General features: G+C 44.8%; 13 protein-coding genes. 9 read left to right on the top strand and 4 right to left on the bottom strand.

Translation table 11 applies throughout. The annotated features are described in order from the left end of the window. Positions 1–90 precede the first annotated feature (90 nt). Entirely contained in the window at positions 91–2,832 is a 2,742-nt protein-coding gene (locus QUB64_RS15710) for a diguanylate cyclase (protein ID WP_333271492.1), read from the bottom strand. A gap of 679 nt (positions 2,833–3,511) precedes the next feature. Here QUB64_RS15710 and QUB64_RS15715 point away from each other — a divergent pair. From QUB64_RS15715 to QUB64_RS15750, 8 genes are all read left to right on the top strand, one after another. Further along, entirely contained in the window at positions 3,512–4,207 is a 696-nt protein-coding gene (locus QUB64_RS15715; RefSeq protein WP_333271495.1) for a class I SAM-dependent methyltransferase, read from the top strand. A 398-nt stretch (positions 4,208–4,605) separates the two neighbouring features. Beyond that, positions 4,606–5,151, top strand: a complete 546-nt coding sequence (locus tag QUB64_RS15720) for an RNA 2'-phosphotransferase (protein ID WP_333271497.1) — start codon at positions 4,606–4,608, stop codon at positions 5,149–5,151. Positions 5,152–5,222: 71 nt separating this feature from the next. After that, on the top strand, positions 5,223–6,431 hold the full coding sequence (locus QUB64_RS15725; protein WP_333271499.1) for an AAA family ATPase: 1,209 nt from the start codon (positions 5,223–5,225) through the stop codon (positions 6,429–6,431). A gap of 265 nt (positions 6,432–6,696) precedes the next feature. Next, positions 6,697–8,889 (top strand): PAS domain S-box protein, encoded by a 2,193-nt coding sequence (locus tag QUB64_RS15730; protein WP_333271502.1) that lies wholly within the window; start codon positions 6,697–6,699, stop codon positions 8,887–8,889. 236 nt (positions 8,890–9,125) lie between these two features. Then, on the top strand, positions 9,126–9,419 hold the full coding sequence (locus QUB64_RS15735; RefSeq protein WP_333271504.1) for a TIGR03792 family protein: 294 nt from the start codon (positions 9,126–9,128) through the stop codon (positions 9,417–9,419). 174 nt (positions 9,420–9,593) lie between these two features. Next, complete coding sequence (locus tag QUB64_RS15740) at positions 9,594–10,073, top strand: papain fold toxin domain-containing protein (RefSeq protein ID WP_333271508.1); 480 nt, start codon at positions 9,594–9,596, stop codon at positions 10,071–10,073. A gap of 42 nt (positions 10,074–10,115) precedes the next feature. Beyond that, positions 10,116–10,295 (top strand): hypothetical protein, encoded by a 180-nt coding sequence (locus QUB64_RS15745; RefSeq protein ID WP_333271511.1) that lies wholly within the window; start codon positions 10,116–10,118, stop codon positions 10,293–10,295. A gap of 12 nt (positions 10,296–10,307) precedes the next feature. After that, on the top strand, positions 10,308–10,484 hold the full coding sequence (locus QUB64_RS15750; RefSeq protein WP_333271513.1) for a hypothetical protein: 177 nt from the start codon (positions 10,308–10,310) through the stop codon (positions 10,482–10,484). A gap of 202 nt (positions 10,485–10,686) precedes the next feature. Here the strand turns inward: QUB64_RS15750 and QUB64_RS15755 are convergent, their stop codons facing one another. From QUB64_RS15755 to QUB64_RS15765, 3 genes are all read right to left on the bottom strand, one after another. Then, positions 10,687–11,463 carry a SagB/ThcOx family dehydrogenase gene (locus tag QUB64_RS15755; RefSeq protein ID WP_333271516.1) on the bottom strand — a complete coding sequence of 259 codons (777 nt, stop codon included), beginning with the start codon at positions 11,461–11,463 and terminating at the stop codon, positions 10,687–10,689. A gap of 9 nt (positions 11,464–11,472) precedes the next feature. Further along, on the bottom strand, positions 11,473–12,789 hold the full coding sequence (locus QUB64_RS15760) for a YcaO-like family protein (RefSeq protein WP_333271519.1): 1,317 nt from the start codon (positions 12,787–12,789) through the stop codon (positions 11,473–11,475). An 81-nt stretch (positions 12,790–12,870) separates the two neighbouring features. Beyond that, a complete protein-coding gene (locus tag QUB64_RS15765) occupies positions 12,871–13,062 on the bottom strand; it encodes a hypothetical protein (RefSeq protein WP_333271523.1) in 192 nt (63 codons plus the stop codon). A 266-nt stretch (positions 13,063–13,328) separates the two neighbouring features. On the opposite strand from QUB64_RS15765, the gene QUB64_RS15770 reads away from it, so the two are divergent. Continuing rightward, complete coding sequence (locus tag QUB64_RS15770; RefSeq protein ID WP_333271525.1) at positions 13,329–14,723, top strand: NB-ARC domain-containing protein; 1,395 nt, start codon at positions 13,329–13,331, stop codon at positions 14,721–14,723. Positions 14,724–15,332 lie beyond the last annotated feature (609 nt).

Below are 15,332 nucleotides of genomic sequence, written 5' to 3' on the forward strand. Positions count from 1 at the left end.
CCTCATCGTAATTGCCGATCGCGATCGAGACCCTCGCACTACAATATAATTGCGATTGACAAATGACTATTGACAAATGACTGTTGACTATTATGCTTCAAAGGCGGCAACCGAAACCCGATCGCGCCCAGCCTCTTTCGCCCGATACAGCGACTCATCGGCGATCGCAATTAACGTCCCCGGCTGCGACATCGGCGCCGGAATGCAGCAAGCCACACCCAAACTCAGTGTGACATATTCGCTGACAGCAGACTTCGCGTGAAGTATCTGCAAACCCCGTACCTGTTGCGCGATCGTTTCAGCAACGCAAGCCGCACCTTCGATATCCGTATTCGGCAAAACTACGGCAAATTCTTCTCCACCGTAACGCGCAACTAAATCAGCCGATCGCTTTACCGAACACTGGAGAACCTGCGCCACTTGTCGCAAACACTCATCCCCGGCTTGGTGGCCGTAAGTATCGTTATAAAGTTTGAAATAATCGATATCGCACATAATCAAAGACAGCGGCGCTTCTTCCCTCGCCAAACGCCGCCATTCCGTATCGAGATAATCATTAAAAAAGCGGCGGTTTCTTACCTCAGTCAAACTGTCGTAAGTTGCCAAATACTGCAAAGCTCGATTCACTGTTTCTAACTGCCGTTTTTGCTGCTGCAATTGACGGTTGAGCGCCGTCAACTGCTGTTCGGCTGCGTGGGTTCTCAGCAAATTTCTGACCCTCGCCAACAGTTCCCTCTCGTCAAAAGGCTTGGAAATATAATCGTCAGCACCGGCATCCAAACTTTCGATCCGAGCTTCCATGCCCGATCGCGCTGTCAAAAAGATTACCGGAGTCGAACTCAATTCCGGTGTGTTCCGAATCTCCTTGAGCAAATCCAGCCCGTTTTGCCTGGGCATGATTTGGTCGCTCAAAATCAAATTTGGCTGCAATATTTTGGCTTTTTCTAAACCTTCAACCCCGTCCATCGCTATGGCGACTCGATAGTACGGACTCAATAATGTTTGGAGGTAAGCCAGCAGAAAATGGTTGTCTTCTACTACCAGCAACAGCGGTAATTCTTGGCTGTCAGCCGTCAATTGTCCGCCATTATTTTTGTCGTCACAACTGTTAGAGTCCGGCAGCGGGGCGATCGCCCCAACATTTCCCGCGTCTGAGCAGCCAAATCCAGTCAGTCCAGCCAATTGGACGATCGCACTTACCAACTGATTCGCGGACACCGGCTTCGATAAATGCCTCTGAAACCCCGCAGAGAGCGCCGATGCCGAATCCTCCTCACGGACGCCTCCCGTGAGCGCTACCGCCGGCAGCAGCTCCCTGTGCTCGGACATTTCCATGGCTCTGACGCGGCGGATCAAATCGCAGCCGTCTGTTTCCGGCACATCCATATCGCTCACCAACACGTCGGGCCGCGACTGTTCCAACTCGGCCATGGCTTCGCCGGCGCTACCCACCGCTGTTACCTTGGCTCCAAATGCTTCGAGGGCTGTTTTGAGAAATTCCCGGATCTCGGCGCTGCTTTCCACCACCAGCACTTGCTTTCCGGCTAGGGGTTTGGAAACCGATTCCGCGTGGTTTTCGGTGCGGGCGATCTCCGGAGTGCGATCGCGCGAATTGTTGCTGTGAGCGATCGGTAGCAGCACGCCAAAAGTCGCCCCCTGACCCAGACCGGGACTGGAAGCCCAAACAGTTCCCCCGTGCAGTTCCACCAACTGGCGCACAATGCAGAGTCCCAACCCGAGCCGGTTTTGTTCTTTGGCCTGGAAGCTATCTGTGGGGCGGAAGTAGTCAAAGATGTGCGGCAGAAATTTGGGGTCGATCCCGCAACCGCTGTCGCTGACCCGAATCAATGTGCCCGACTCTGTAGGCTCGATCCGCACTTCAACTGGCTCTGGTGTCGATTCTGGGGTGAATTTGATGGCGTTGGCGAGGAGGTTCCAGACTATTTGCTGCAAGCGTTCTGCATCTGCCAAAATGTAGCTGACAGCGGGGTAGAAATGTGTTTCTACGCGGAGCTTTTTAGCCTCGGCGGCGGGACGGAGGGTGTCGATCGCAGATTCGATCGCAGACGGGAGGTGAACTCGGCCGACGTTCAGTTGGACTTTCCCCCGCAGCAGCCGACTCAAATCGAGGAGATTGTCTATTTGCCGGTTTTGCAATTTGGCGTTGCGCTCGATGATTTCCAAAGCGCGGTTCATAATCGCTTCGTTTAACTTGCGCGATCGAGCTAGCTGTACCCATCCCAAAATCGCGCTCAGGGGCGATCGCAGCTCGTGGGACGCGATCGCCAAAAATTCGTCTTTTGCGTGGTTGGCTGCGATCTGGGCGGCTTCAACGGCTTTGCGATCGGTGATGTCGAATCCGATCGCCAAATACTGACAGGATTTTCCCTCGAAGTCCAACAGCGGAACTACTGCTGCGTACACCCAATAATCCCTACCATTCTTGGCTTTATTCTTGATTTCTCCTTGCCAAACTTCATTTTTCGCAACAGTTGACCGCAGATTTTTGATTAATTCCGAAGACTTATATTCCGAGTGGAGGATGCCGAAATGGCAGCCGATCAGTTCGGTACGCGAATAATTAGAGATACAGCAAACTCGATCGCTGACGTAGTTGATAATTCCTCGGGCGTCGGTTCTCACCGCCAGTGCGGAGCGGTCGATCGCTACTTTAAAATCTAAAGATGCTTGCAACGACGAATCTAGTTCTTTTGTCGTAGAAATTTTGTCTGGGCGATCGGGCCTATCCTGGCTCCGCTGTTGAATTTTCATGGCTTCTATTTTCCCCTGATGGCTGACACCTAATCTACTCGCATCCTGATTAATTATCACTGTTTTTTTCCGCGCCGGCGGGTGTAATATTTTGTATATTTTTATTTTCATGAATGCTCGGCAAACAGCACATCCACTCAAGAGTCATACCATTTGAGATTCGAGAGTTTAGATGAGGAATGAATAATGACTATCGAGGTTGGGGATAGCTGCCTACAGTTGCATTATTTGGGAAAACGGGAGTCACCTGAAATTTTATTGGGAGTTGAGACTAAACTTTGTCAATCTGAAGACATATTTTCTCAGATCTGCCCGCTCCGCCGCTGGGTGCAAACACCCAACTTTTTCCTCAAAATTACCAAATAAGATGGATCAAAAGCCTCCCCGTTGAGGGGAAAATTAAATAACGATCGAGAGATTGTTTCAATCCTCTTCTCGACCCTCCAAGTGCCCTCAAGCGGTTAACTGTCAACTGTCAACTGTCAACTGTCAACTGAACCTGTCGCATCTCCACATCCCAGATATATGTGCAAGGGCTGACATTTCTCCAATAATTGACTGGTTTTGGCTAGCCTAGTCCGCGTTTTGCGATCGCCGGCAACTTCAGTTAAATTATTTTCTCCTACATCTTGACAGGGGTGTAAATATTTTGTATTATATAATGTAATACGATATTTAACCCAAGAGCAGCCCACTGCATTAACGCACTCAACAATTAAAAAATTGAGGAAACGTTTCTGTGAATTTATCTAGGAATTTAGACGATGTACGCCAGCAATTTGAACAAAGAGCATTTGATTATGATAGTTTAATTCCCCGCCTGATTCCGCACTATCGCGAGCAACACGAAATAATATTGCAATTAATAGATTTTGAAACCCATGCTAACATCAAAGTTCTAGATTTAGGCGCCGGAACTGGCATACTGTCGGCAATGATTTTGCCAGCATTTCCTCAAGCAAACATCACAGCCTTTGACATGGCGGAAAATATGCTAAAAGTTTGTCAAACCAACTTGTCAAATTTCGGACATCGGCTGACATTGCAACAGGGAAATTTCGCAGAATATGATTTCGGCAGCGGTTACGATTTGGTAGTTTCAGGGTTGGCAATCCACCACCTAGACAGCGCCGGGAAACAACAGCTATTTCACAAACTTTTTCACTCAATGAATGCCGGGGGAATCTTGCTAATCCGAGATATTGTCACAGGTGCTACCCCAAAGCTGACAGAGCAATACGAACATTTGTGGCGGCAGTACATCAAAGCTAATGGAGAAGACGATGCAGCGTGTTTTAACAGCTATCTAAAAGAAGATATTCCTTCCTCTGTGGAAGAGCAAACCAAGTGGCTGGCAGCAGCGGGTTTTGCAGACGCAGCTTGTCACTGGCGCCATCTCAATTTTGCTATTTTTGGCGGAGTTATCCCAAAGTAGAAAGCAGAGTTTTTGATAATAATCATCAAAAGCTATTGTAGGGTGCGTCAGGAATGAATATTGTGACTGCTTGCTCAACAATTTTCCCCCTGACGCACCCTACGATTAGTTAGCTCACATTCGTGTCAATTTAAGACTAAAATTAATTAGTAATCTCGCTTCTAGCTTAGTCTAGATCCCCCCTAACCCCCCTTAAAAAGGGGGGACAGGAGCATTCTCAAAGTCCCCCTTCTTAAGGGGGATTTAGGGGGATCGAGATTCTGCTATAAACGAGAAATACAAATAATTTCAGACTTGAGTTTACAGGCATTATTCCACTCAATCCTTCTCCTCGCAGGACAAACAGATTAAATAAACCAGATCTACCCACGAAATAACTCAATAATTTAAGTAAAATCATGAATGATACCCGATTAAGAAAAATCAGCAGATATCTCAGCAAACACCTGCGCCACGCGCCCTCGCGCATCGGCATTCAACTCGCGCCGGGAGGCTGGGTTCCTGTTAGCGAACTCCTCGATGCCTGCCAAAAAAATAACTTCCCCCTTCAGCTTGCAGAACTCAAGCAAGTAGTCGCGCAAAACGACAAACAGCGCTTTTCCTTCGACGAAACGGGCACTCTCATTCGTGCCAACCAAGGACACAGTGTAGAGGTTGACTTGCAGTTAGAACCTGCTGTTCCCCCAGATATTTTATATCACGGAACAGGTAGGACTGCCGTCGAGTCTATTCTGAGTCAAGGAATTAGGAAAATGTCGCGGCATCACGTTCATTTGTCGGCGGACATTCAGACAGCGCGTAAAGTAGGTGCCAGACACGGCATCCCGGCAGTCTTGGCTGTAGATGCCGCAGCAATGCAACAGGACGGCCATACATTTTACTGCTCGGATAACAGAGTTTGGTTGGTAGATATGGTGCCGCCAAATAATCTCAAACTCTGTTGAAAAAATCCAGTTTAGTTGTAGCAAATCTGCGGCCAATCTTTGAAAATAAGAGTAACTAGGAGTTACCGAAAATGAGTGCGGACAACATGGGCGATCGCGACAACAATTTTAATCAAAACAATCCTCAAAATCGAGGGCTGCTCGGCTCAGGCTGGCGACCTCTATACCGTCAATTTGATTGGGAATACCTGCTGCACTTAGCGTCTAGCGACCCCAGAGAACTAGCTCAAAAAAGTTTAGATGCAGCCAGCGACATTGCCGATGCCATGGGACGACATCAATATACCTGGTGGGCAAATATCTTAAATGTATTCTCGGAAAATACTCGCTACGAAATAGACGAGTTTTGGGATTACATTACTCCGCAGCCTGTTTACCCGGATTACCGTTACAAAGATGTTTTAGTCACGGAAACGCCCGTGGTGCAATTGGTCAGCCGCGCTAGCATTCCCATTGATTACGTTCTCAACAAACTCCAAGAAATTACTGTTTTCAAAGTTCTGGATTTGCTGGGAAAACCGGATGCGATTACCCAGTTTTTTATGGAACGGCATTTTTCTTATCCGCCGGAACGATTTGTTAGCTGGGAACGTTTGGAGGTTTTGGGTACTGTTTATGCTTATTGGGCGCGATGCGGCTGTTGGCTGCAAATTGACAGCTACGACAGGGGAAGACGCTGCTACACTCTGATTTGCCAAGATATTGCGCCGTTGGTTAGCAAGGCTACTTACAATTTAGCGGTGATTCTCAGCGGGTACAAAAGCCGCGTCGGACAGGTTCACAGTCAGTTCCCAATTCGGACTTTTTCTGCGGAAGTTCAAAGTTTTACTGATACTGTTCAGCAGGCAATTCTGGATCAAAATCAGTTGGCTGTTTTGGTTAGCGGTGAACCGGGGACTGGTAAAACTGCTTGGACTCAAGCGGTAGCAAAGGAGATTTTAGTGCCGCTGGGTTATGTGATTTTTATCTTGGATCATGATGCTGTGGAAAATTTTGTGCCGCCGAGTTATTTGGAGCGGATTTGCATCATTATTAACGAGGCTGATAATTTGGCTCAAGATCGATCGACCGCAGCGGCTCAACGTAGTAACAAAACTGAACATATTTTGAGTTTGCTGGATGGAACTTTGTATCAAAGCGTCATGGACGAACAAGGCATTCAATTTCAGCAGAAACTCGTAGTTTTACTAACTTGTAACACCATTGAAAGATTAGATCCTGCAATGTTGCGGAAAGGGAGAGTGGATTTTACCAGTGAATTTACGCACAAATTTGTTTGAGCGAACACGTAAAGTCTCACGCAATTTGGGTAATTGCACGGGCTGCACGTGGTCAAATATTGAATAATTATGAGGAAATCTTCTGAATGTCAAAGTTTGGGGAACAATTTATTCAGTACCTATGGACACATCCCTCTCAAAAATGATATGAATGATGGGTGAGACCCTCTAAGGGTATCACCCGAAACAGCGAATCAGGGGAAGAGCATTTTTGGTCTGAAATAGAATTTTTCAAACTAGACAGTTATGGAGGAAATCCCAAACCGTGCAAACTAAGCCAGTTAATCAAAACATTCGACTGGGAAGGTATGCCGACGGGACAATCCCGATCGCCCACCAACCCCCAGAGGCCGCCGTGTCTGAGAGTAAAGAGGGATTTCGGCGGTTGGTGGAGCGCTCCGCTGACGCCGTGGCAATGGTAGATTGTGAAATGCGCTATCTGTCGGTTTCCCGTCGCTGGGAAACAGATTGCGGGTTCGGTGGCTGTGAGGCGCTCGGCAGAAGTCATTGGGAATTATTCCCGAATCTCCCCGAATATTGGCAGCAAAATGCCCGCGCTTGTTTGGCGGGAGTTTTGGAATACAGCGAGTTTGTGGCAGGGCGAGCGACCGCATCTGTAGCCGGACAAATCGAAAGTGAGGTCGGCGCGCCGGTCAAATGGGTATTTTGGCCGTGGAAAAATAGCTGTGGTGCGATCGGCGGTTTGATCTTGTTGGCCGAAAAGATAGCTGTAACAAATTGCTACAATACATGGACGCCCGAGGCCAAAAGCAAGCAGTTAGAAACAAAACTACAACTAACTCAAATTGCCCTCGACAATGCTGCTGATACAGTTTTTTTTACTAACTCAGACGGTCAAATTTGCTACGCGAACAAAGCCGCTTGCGATCGGGGAGGCTACTCGGAATCGGAACTGCTAAACCTGAGACTGAGCGACATCGATTCCGAGTTGTCAGCAGCGGATTGGCCGGAATACTGGGTTCAACTCAAGCAGCAAAGCAACTTGACTTTTGAAACCAGTTACAAAGCCAAAGACGGCGCCAGTTTTCCCGTCGAAGTTCAAGTCAATTATTTAGAATACGACGGGCGCGAATACTGCTGTGCGATCGCCCGCGATATTTGGGCTCGCCTCGCAGCAGAATCAGCCCTTTTAGAGGCGAAAGAGCAACTTCAAGCCGTCTTGGATGCCGTGCCCGGATTAGTTTCTTGGGTAAGTTCCGATTTGCGCTACTTGGGAGTAAACCGACATTTAGCTAGCGCTTACCAAATGCCTGCGGAACTATTTACGGGTCAAAAAGTAGGTTTTTTAGATACAAGTCCCAAATTTAACGATTTAGTATACGATTTTTTTGCCAGCTCGAAAAACAAAACATCTCAAGAAGTAATAGCGAACATCAGAGGAGAAAATAAAACTTATTTAATTGTCGCTCAAAAATATCAAAAAAATACGTCTGCGGTATTTGTGGGATTGGACATTACCGAAAGCAAACAGTCTCTGTTGGCTTTGCAAGAATCGGAAGAACGTCTGCGCCAGGAAGCGGCGAAACTAGAGCAGACGCTGTTAGTTTTGCGGCAAACTCAAACTCAACTGATTCAAACAGAAAAAATGTCATCTCTGGGCGAGTTGGTAGCAGGAATAGCGCACGAAATTAATAATCCAGTTAGTTTTATTTCTGGCAATGTCAGCCACGCCACAGGCTACATTCAAGAACTGCTGCGCTCGATCGACCTTTACCAAAAATATTATCCCGATCCAGCTCCGGAAATTCAAGATTTGATGGAAGAATTAGACTTAGACTTCATCAAAAAAGACTTACCAAAACTGCTAAATTCAATGAAAGTCGGTTCGGAGAGAATTCGGGATGTGGTGCGATCGCTCCGCTTGTTCTCGCGTACCGACGAACCTGAAATGAAGCTTGCGGATATCCACGAAGGTTTGGACAGCACTGTGCTGATCTTGCAAAATCGCCTGCAAGCTAAAGGGGGACGCCCGGGAATTTCTCTAGTTAAGGAATACGGGAATTTGCCGCGAGTCCGCTGCTATCCGGGACAGTTAAATCAAGTGTTCATGCACTTGTTGACAAATGCGATCGATGCTTTGGAAGAAGGGGGCAGAAATCCGGAAAAATATGGTACAATGCAAAATCAGTCTTTGTTGTCTGCGGGAGGCTCGGCATCTGAAATATTATATCCTGAAATTCGGATTCGGACATCCGCGATCGGGGAGAGCCAAGTGGCGATCGCCATTAGCGACAACGGCCCTGGCATGACTGAAGAAGTTGTCCGCTGCATCTTTGACCCTTTATTTACTACGAAGTGTCAGGAAACGAGCACTGGTTTGGGATTGGCAATATCCCAGCATTTGGTAGTAGAAAAGCATGGCGGTGAGTTGCAGTGTGTTTCTCGTCCGGGACAGGGAACTGAGTTGATAGTTAAAATTGCGATCGGTAACGATTAATTGACCTAGCTGAAAGCTGGAGTTATTTGAGGGTGCTTTTACTGTCAGAATGTGGCGACTGCGGACTAATGATTTATTCACCAAGTTTTGTAGGTGCGTCAGGAATGTGGCGGCTACGCACTAATGATTTATTCCCGAAGTTTTGTAGGTGCGTCAGGAATGAAGCTGAGACGACATACCCATCATTTTGTGCCTGACGCACCCTACAAAATCTAAAATATACAATCTAAAATAATATGGTAATTGAGTGGCTGAGATTTAAAGTACCTCCGGAAAAATGGGAACAGTTTATTCTGCGAGATGAAGAAGTTTGGACGGCCGGATTAAGAAGTTTCCCCGGTTTTTTGGGCAAAGAAGTTTGGGTGGATGCGGTGGAAAATGAGGTGGTGATGTTGATTCGCTGGGAAACTAAAGAACAGTGGAAGTCGGTGCAGCAAAGCACAATCGATGAGTTGGATGCCAAAATGGGGGATTTGCAAATGCCGATCGCCGAAAGTCGCGAATATCAAGTTGGCAAGTTTTTGCATTAGTTAGTCAGCAGTCAGTTGAGCGTGTTAATTTTTGAAAGATTCATCATGACTTTTACCTCGATTGTACTGCAGACATCGATTTGGTATTTAGTCTGAAGGGCGATCGCTCTGGCTACAATCATCGTACTGTTTGGTATTTGCTGTGAGGGGATCTCGCGCTCCCTTGGAAAAGCCTTGCAAGAGCGCGCACCCTATGCGATCGGTCGAGCACTCAATGGCAATAATTTTGAGATATACTTGTCCATAAATATAGGAGGTAAACTTTACACTTTGAGTTTAGATCCCAGTAGTTTAGATGAAATTAGAGAAGATATCGCTAAAATTGCCAGTCGCTATGGAGTCTTTCAATGTGTTGAATGCAGTCAGGCTATCAAAGAGTTCTTGACCATCAGAAACCTACATGGTAAGCAGATTAAACTGGATTTAGAAAGGCAAGACCTACCTTGGTCAGTGATTTATGATTTACGACGACAGCAGCAAATTGCTACTAATGGCTACGATCAAGGGATATCAATTACAATCGACGAACAGGAAATTGTGTTTAATAATATAGATTGTAGTGGCGTGACTCGGCAGGAATGGCTACAAAATTTAACATCACCTACTCTGGAACTGGGTATGGGAACTTTTAAGATTATAGAAGAGGAATTTTGAGCAGCAAAACTTACAGTTATTGGAAAAATATTGAGGTGAAAAATGCACGATTTATATACGCTGATTGACAAAATTAAGAAAGCTCCTTCAATGTACTTGGGACGACATTCAATTATTTGTCTTCAGGCTTTTTTATCGGGTTACAGCGTTGCTAAATATGAGTTAGGAGAACAGCCAACGAAACAAGATAGCGATTTTAGGCAGTTTCCTGAGTGGATATGAAAAAGATTCAACGTGCAGACGAGCCAATCTTGGGCTAACGTCATTCTGTTTTATTCTGAGGATGAAAGCAAAGCACTCGATCTGTTTTTTGAGCTGTTAGATGAGTTTATCGCTCGTCATTCTTCGGCTGATGCTTTAGGCGAAGGGGGATTGGACATAGAGGAAAAAGTGCAAGTTTTCAGGAGTTGATAGAAAGGGCGATCGCTCTTGGTAGAATCATCGCAGTGTTGGGTATTTGGTGTGAGGGGCGATCGTACTACACATTTAAATCGCTAATCAGGGAAAGGATATAACTAATAAACTCATCATAGAGTCGAAAACTTCCCCACTCATTTACGTTTTCAGCATAAAGTCCAAGAGACCATATATTTAGCATTTTTTTGGGCATCCTCTAAATAGGATGTCCAAGCGCGAGACATAGAACCGGAGTTTCTAACTCCATTTTCCAATTAATATCAAGAATCTTTGAAATAGAGGAGTCAACAAAGCCACCTAGCCAAACTACACCAATGTTAGCCTCTACTGCAACAATATTTAAGGACATGGCTGCTGCACCAGCTTCTAGATAAGCATATCGACTTCCACGAATGCCATACTTAATCCAACTTCTATGAAATACAGAAGTTAAGATTAGTAAAGCTGATGGACGATCAATGGTTTGCATTGAAAGCGCTTCCGCAAGCTCGTTCCAAGGATTGCCTATTTTTAGTGTTTCCAGTTGATGATCAAATGATTCATAATGATAAACTCCAGCTTCCAGTGAAGCTACATTGATTGCGGCAAGATACCACTCAATTGGCCACCTTAGACCAGCAGAAGGATAAACTCGGCTTGGAGGTTCTTCATTTCGAGTGCTGGCAACCGTTGCTAGCATCGTACTCAGCGTTTCTAACGCAATAGGTTCCGGTAAAAATTGTCGCTTGGATGACCGATGTTCAAATACCTTGCTTAATTCGCTATTTTGACTTGGAGAACGTAGTCCGCTCAAATCAACTCTTGGTAAACGGCGATATTCCTTCCTATTTATCGATGTCCAGGAATGGGGAATATAACTTGCTTGGAGAGAAGAAGCATCGTGAATCCAAGTAGCTTCTTCAAATGCCTGAGCTAGTTGAATTCCCTGCCCCAATGGATCATTGTCTTTGCTTTGTCGATCTGTAATATTCATATTGATTGCTCACAAAAAAGGATGAGGATATCTAAATTTCTCTCCCGCTGGAATAAGAGCTTCAGCATTCAAACGCTGAGAAGCATTATCAATTCTTAGCAAGGCGAAGTCTTCCATTGACTCCGTTAAGTTTAGCGGTTGGTACTCTGGAATGATTACCTTTGTAATATGCCAACCCAATTGATGCAGACATTCAGGTAATTTCGCTGTTAAGTCAACGAAATATGCAGTACCTCCATCTTGTTTAACTGACTCAACTAATTCACCAAGAGAAAGTTCAGAGGGTCTTTCAGATAAAGAAATAGAACTGTTGAATTGTTGAGTCCAACTTTTAAGAACTTCTGAAGCTTCATGTGTTAACCAATGTCTCGCTCTATCGAGCAATGTATCAAGTGGCTTATTCTTTGAAAATGCTCCCGACTTGTTGAGTGTATATCGCAACCAAGAACGCATTTGGTAAGCTTCCTCAAGTGCTCCGACACAGGCTGTTAAGCTTGATTGAGAACATTTTGCACCCAGAGAACACCGAGGTCCAATACCTGTATTATCCCAAATAACTGCCATGCAAACAGATAAGGGAATAGAACAAGGAAGCTGATATAGCTCACAGTGAAGATGATATCTTTTACCAGCATCAATTAGTTTATTGATAGAATTGTAGAAGTAAGTATCACCTGTAGTTATATTTATCCTAGTTAATCTTAACTGTCTAAGCCAAGCAATTTGAAAAGCGTCTCTCTCTACGACTTCACAAAGACCAGCATATAAAGCTCCCTCAAGTGTAGAGTGTGCTGCCGCACCTGTTGATACAGCGGATCTCCAAACAGCTTCATTATCTCTAAAAATATGCGGAACAAAGACTAGCTGTGCAGGAATAAGTGCAGGAACTTGTAAGTTTAAATCAAATCCTTGAATCCATGAAATTTTATCGTTACGACGCGATTTATGTCGATGTTCATCACCAATCACAAGTTGGAACGGATCTAGCGCACACAAATTTTGCTGTACCAATTCCTGCCATGATTGTAAATCATTCAAGTTCAGATTGACATTCTTAGAGATCGCATAACGCTCAACGGTTTCCCCCGCCAGTTTTGCGAGAGCTCTATCAAAGTCCAGTGACGAACCTCCAGCGACCTCCTGTAAGTTTTCATCTTTAATGTCTATACTGGGTTTGACTTGAGCAGAGAGATGCCAAAGTTTCGGCTCGTCATGGTAAGGTGGAAAGTTAAACCAACGTGATGCAATTTCTTTTGATGGATGCAGAGTTGCCTTAAAGTCGATTGTAGGAGCTTGATGAGGAAGCCAGTTTAAGTCTATATTCATGTTTCCGTACCGATAGAAAGCATCTTGTGTCTCTAAGAACTGCCAAGATGCTTAGCTAATTATTCATTCATATTTAGAAACTTACTTAGAAGAAGTATCGCCCACACTGCGACGAGGTGAAGGAGATAAGCTGAATGAACTCTGCTTTGATGAACACTGATTTGATGAACTCAGCGAAGGAGATAGAGACTGCTTATCAAACAAATCGTAGTTCCACCAAAAACCATCACCAACAGTAGAAATCGGCACTTGGTTGTTATGGGTACTGGACATAGTTAACCTCCATTTATACTAGAGAGCGGATCTTACTTGTCGTCAGACATCAGTAGGTTTAGTCAATAACCAGAGATCGATTGAGGATTCTCCCATCATTCCTTAGAAATTAAAGGTTTGTCCAGCCCTAAAATGTCCTATATTGCCGACAACCTTCTCCTACCTTCAATCTCTTGAAATCTAGTTATGTACTAAAATATCTAAAAATATACTAAAATGTCTCTACCTGTGCTATAATACACAAAATTTTCCATCCTCTTGATCCGATGAATCTCAAAGAAATGTTAAACTTCGCCGATCGCATAGTCTTCGAGAAAACGGGTCAACACCTTGATGATTTACAAGAGGCGGTACTGAAAGGAACTGTACAACACGAGACATACAAGCACGTAGCCAAAGACTTTGACTGTTCTGAAAGTCGTGTTAGGAATGCGGCTTCGGAATTATGGCAATTACTTTCAGAGGAGTTGGGGGAAAATGTCAATAAAAAGAATTTTCGCTCGGCAATTCAAAGGTTTCAAGTCTCTAATGTTTCAAGCTTTACACAAAACGTCATAGAACAACACATCAGTGGTAATTTTAATACCTGTGGAGAAGGAAGACACCCCCCAGATATATCAACGTCACATCCAGATAATGACGAAACATCTAACCCAAAACAAACTAAAACTTTACATCAAGATTTAAGCGAAATGCCGGAGTTGGGCGACTTCTTCGATCGCACTCCTCAACTCCAAACCCTCACAACCTGGATTCTACAACAAAACTGCCGCCTTATCACCCTCACCGGCCGACTCGGCATCGGCAAAACATCCCTAGCAGTACAACTCGTAAAACAAATCAAAGACGAGTTTGAATACGCAGTTTGGTGCACCCTAGACGAATTCCCCACCATCGATAAATTTAAATCTAACCTAATACAGCTTTTTTCCCAGTCAGAAAAACAAGATTCATCCTCAAACAACCAGAAACGCTTACCGCTGATTAAATATTTACAAAACCATCGCTGTTTAATAGTCTTAGATGACGTTCACAACCTTTTCTGTAGCGGCGAATTGGCAGGAAAGTATAAACCCGAATACGAAGAATATCGCTCCTTATTCAAACAAATAGAGACATTATCCCATCAAAGTTGCTTTCTGCTAATCGGTTGGGAACCGCCGAAAGAAGTTCCTCAACTCACCAGCGAAAATACTCCCATTCGGACTTTACAACTCACTGGTTTAGACACTGCGGCCGCACGGGAAATCCTCAGAGATAAAGGATTAGCAGAAATCGATAACTGCGAAGCACTCATTCACCGCTACCAAGGCAACCCGTTATGGTTAAAAAGCGTGGCGACTCTGATTCAAGAGTTGGGCATCGGCGCGAATGAGTTATTAATAGATGATACCATATTGTTACCCGAAGATTTAAAAGATGTTTTACATGAGCAGTACGATCGCACTTCCGAACTCGAAAAACAAGTCATGTCATTGTTGGCGACAGAAAACCAGCCAGTCAACGTCGCCAAATTGCTACAAAACGGACAAATATCATCATCAAATTTGCTAAACGCATTGCAATCTCTCTCGCGACGCTGCTCGATCGAAAAACAGGAAAGCCTTTACACTTTGCCACCTGTACTGAAGCAATATATCAAAGGGTTATCACCAAATTAGTCCTGGACGCCTAAATACCAAAGAAACCGGGTTTTTTACCGATTCTGCTGGCTGCGACGAAGTATTTTTGTAAAAAAACCAGTTTATGAATTCCATGCGTCCAGGACTAATTTTAAGAAAATTTGGCATACAGAGCTGAAATAAAATTCACGCTTAAAAAGCCTACTGCTAGGACGAGAATAATAAAGATTGTGATACTGAAAATAGACTTGAGCCGAGCGCCATTTTCGGGTTTTTCTGATTTCATTTGTTAAGTCTTGCTGTAAATTAAATCCGGGAAATTTAGAAAAAGTAAATTATACCAATGCACGAACCAAAACGCAACTACCGAGTGGCTCAAAACTCCGATCGCCCTCACTAGGTGGCATTTTAAATCTCAAATCTCAAATCTCAAATCTCAAATCGACCGGCCTGGGCAGCGATTGTCGATCGCCCGAACCCGATCGCGCCCGCGTCCTGTAAAATAGAGGGCGCCTTGGGGTTCAGCTTTTAACAGCCCCAATTGAGGGCGACAGCAAGACAGCTCCCAAATACATAATAATATGCCAGTCATCCTGAACTTACTTAGGTAAAAATAGAAGAGTGCCAAAAAATAATGTAAAACATATA

Source organism: Microcoleus sp. Aus8_D2, assembly GCF_036702665.1.
In the GTDB taxonomy this organism is placed as follows: Bacteria; Cyanobacteriota; Cyanobacteriia; order Cyanobacteriales; family Microcoleaceae; genus Microcoleus.